The sequence below is a fragment of the Acidimicrobiia bacterium genome (genome assembly GCA_040902765.1).
Classification (GTDB): Bacteria; Actinomycetota; Acidimicrobiia; order Spongiisociales; family UBA11373; genus DATKBG01.
In genome coordinates, this window is sequence record JBBDWO010000016.1 from 1 (window position 1) to 3111 (window position 3111).

4 protein-coding genes are annotated in these 3111 nt (G+C 67.8%); 3 read left to right on the top strand and 1 reads right to left on the bottom strand.

Going from position 1 to position 3111, the window contains the following annotated elements; translation table 11 throughout:
* The first annotated feature begins 234 nt into the window (after positions 1–234).
* Entirely contained in the window at positions 235–759 is a 525-nt protein-coding gene (locus WEA29_05020) for a hypothetical protein (protein MEX2323115.1), read from the top strand.
* Positions 760–786: 27 nt separating this feature from the next.
* Here the strand turns inward: WEA29_05020 and WEA29_05025 are convergent, their stop codons facing one another.
* Positions 787–1113 carry an enoyl-CoA hydratase-related protein gene (locus WEA29_05025; protein ID MEX2323116.1) on the bottom strand — a complete coding sequence of 109 codons (327 nt, stop codon included), beginning with the start codon at positions 1111–1113 and terminating at the stop codon, positions 787–789.
* 83 nt (positions 1114–1196) lie between these two features.
* Between WEA29_05025 and WEA29_05030 the strand changes: the two genes are divergently transcribed.
* On the top strand, positions 1197–1658 hold the full coding sequence (locus WEA29_05030) for a hypothetical protein (protein ID MEX2323117.1): 462 nt from the start codon (positions 1197–1199) through the stop codon (positions 1656–1658).
* A gap of 104 nt (positions 1659–1762) precedes the next feature.
* Positions 1763–2782, top strand: a complete 1020-nt coding sequence (thrC, locus tag WEA29_05035) for a threonine synthase (protein ID MEX2323118.1) — start codon at positions 1763–1765, stop codon at positions 2780–2782.
* The last annotated feature ends 329 nt before the right edge of the window (positions 2783–3111 follow it).

Genomic DNA, 3111 nt, shown 5'->3' on the forward strand with positions numbered 1-3111 from the left:
TCCCCGCACACCTGTAACGCATGTCCCCGGTCTTGACACGGGGGAGGAGAGTGTGTAGTCCCTCTCTCCCCCCGAAGGGGGGAGTACCCGACGGCGGAGCCGTCGGGGGAGGGGTGAGGGTGATCGCGCAGCGACCGTCTGTTGGGACCTCTGGCGGATACCCATTTGCTGGCTCCCTAAGGTTTCCAGGAGAACCTGTCGATAAGTCCACGAGTGCGTAGGGAAGGAAGACTTATGAAGCGCATCGTCGGCGTTCTGGGAACGCTCGGGTTGGTCGTCGGTCTGGTGGGAGGACCGGTCGCGGCCAGCACCATCGTTCCCGGCCACCAGCAGGCGAGGTTCGATGCGGACGGGAACGGATACCCGGACGAGGGCGTCACCGTCAATGGCAAGTACACCTCGGTGTACGCGTATGACGCGTTCGGGAATTGGTATTGGGACCTCGGCGATGGTCGGATTTATGGGTCGGTGGGCTCGATCGATGACCTTGATCAGGCAACCCTCTCTCGCTGCGACTATCAGGTCCAGTATCGGGGTCGTTTCGACAACACCCCGTTCCTCAACAGCGGATGGATCATGAACAACATCATCTGCACCGGGTACGACGGGAACGCCTCGTATAACTACCTGATCGTGCACGAGACGGATCCCCGCTATACCGGGAATCCCGACTGGGCGATCTGGGGCACGTGGGAGTACCACATCCTCACGATCAGCGGCTTCGGCAACCTTGTTCGACCTATGAATTACACAGACTGAGGGCACCCGATGGGGCGCGTCGGCGCTTCACGCGTCCCGATCGATCGCGAAGGCGTCGTACGAGTCGGCGCCGTTGTCGTACCGGGCCTGGATCCGAGACACCTGCTGGATCACCTCAGGCTTGGTGAACGCCTCGACGAATAGCGCGGTCTCGCGGCGGAGCGCATCGCGCAGCGGAAGGTCCCGTCCGCCCGTGATGACGTCTTTCGTCGACGCCAGAGCCGACGGGGGATGCGCAACCAACCACGAGGCCCACTCGATGGCCTCGGCCACGGCTGTCCCCGGCGGTACCAGGCGATGGACCAGACCGAGGCGGTGGGCCTCAGCGCCGGTGATTGGCCGCCCGTCGAGCACGATCCGCTTGGCAGTGGCTTCTCCGACGAGTCGTGAGATTCGCGAGGCCGCGTCGAGAGCGGGATGCCGAGGATCACCTCGGGATGTCCGAGCGACGAGGTCTCAGACGCCACCCGGAGATCACACGCCCAGGCGAGTCCGGCGCCACCGCCCCAGCATTGCCCGTCGATGGCGGCTATCGACACCATCGGCCCGGTGTCCAGTTCCTTTTGGACACGGTTCCTCGCCCGGGGATCGCCGGGCGCAGGTTCTCCGACGCCTCCGAGCTTGGACAGCAGCTCGGCCAGATCTCCGTGCGCGATGAAGTAGTCGGGCACTGCCGAGCCGATCACCACGACCCGGGTGCCCTCCGACTTCAGACCGTCCAGGCCAGCCTCCATCTTCTCCATCAGTTCGGCCGTCACCTTGTTCATCGGCGGGGCGTCGAGGAGCAGCAGTCCCACTCCCGGATGAGGAGTCGAGACTCGGACCTGCGGCATTGGGGCTCCGTTCATGGCGATCGTGAAATCTACGGGATACCGCTCGGAGATGTCGCCGGTGGATGAGCAGCCCACCTCTACCATCCGCGGATGAGGACGATCGGCATCGGCGTCGCCGGGGCGGGCACGGTCGGGGGCACCCTGGTGGCCCGGGTCGAGGGCGACGAGTCGTGAACCGCGGGGTCATCGAGCGCTACCGCGACCGTCTGCCCATCACCGACGCCACGCCGATCATCACCCTGGGGGAGGGATCGACGCCGCTCATCCCGGCGCCGCGGATCTCGGAGCTGGTCGGCCGCGAGGTGTGGCTCAAGGTGGAGGGAGCGAATCCGACGGGTTCGTTCAAGGACCGCGGCATGACGGTCGCGGTGAGCAAGGCGGTGGAAGCCGGCGCCACCGCGGTGGTGTGTGCCTCCACCGGCAACACGTCGGCGTCGGCGGCGGCCTACGCGGCTCGCGCTGGCATCGAGTGTGTGGTGGTACTTCCCGCGGGCAATGTGGCGCTTGGCAAGCTCGCCCAGGCGGTCCGCCACGGAGCGACGGTGGTGGCCGTCGACAGCGGCTTCGACGAGGCGCTCACCGTGGTGCGCGCCCTGGGTGAGCGCCCCGGGGTCGCCCTGGTCAACTCGGTCAACCCGTATCGGCTGGCGGGTCAGGAGAGTGCGGCGTGGGAGGTGGTCGACGACCTGGGACTGGCCCCGGCGGTCCACTCTCTGCCCGTTGGCAATGCCGGCAACATCTCGGCGTATTGGGCCGGATACCGGGCGGTGGGTGAGGCGCCGCAGATGTGGGGGTTCCAGGCCGCAGGCGCGGCACCGTTGGTGAGCGGTGAGATCGTGGACCATCCGGAAACGGTGGCCACGGCCATCCGCATCGGCAACCCGGCGTCCTGGGAGAAGGCGATCGACGCCCGGGACGGATCGGGTGGGCGGATCGAGGCGGTCACCGACGATCAGATCCTCGCCGCCTACGACCTGCTGGCAGCGGAAGAGGGTGTGTTCTGCGAACCGGCCTCTGCCGCCGGCGTCGCCGGCATCCTCGCCTTCGCCGGCGAGCTGCCGGAGGGGCCGATCGTGTGCACCCTCACCGGCCACGGCCTCAAGGACCCCGGTACCGCGCTCGATGGGATCGGCGCGCCGGAGACGGTCCCGGCGACCCTGGAGGAGGTGCTCGACCGCCTCGGCTGGTAGTCGCTTCCCAGACCTCAGGGTTAGAGTCGCCGCCGTTTCGCGCCTCGCGACGCGCTAGCCCTCCCCCCTCCCCGCCGCTCGCTTCGCTCCCGGCGGTACTCCCCCCTTCGGGGGGAGAGAGGCTGCCTCCCAGACTCTCCTCCCCCGCAGGGGGAGGTGGCAGCGACCGAAGGTCGCTGACGGAGGGGGAGGCCAGACGCGTCGCGGGGCCTGCGTAGCGTTAGCCCTCCCCCCTCCCCGCCGCTCGCTTCGCTCCCGGCGGTACTCCCCCTTCGGTGATCTCTCGCGGTTTGGGGTCGACAGTTGTGTGGTGACGCGCCAGCGGCGCA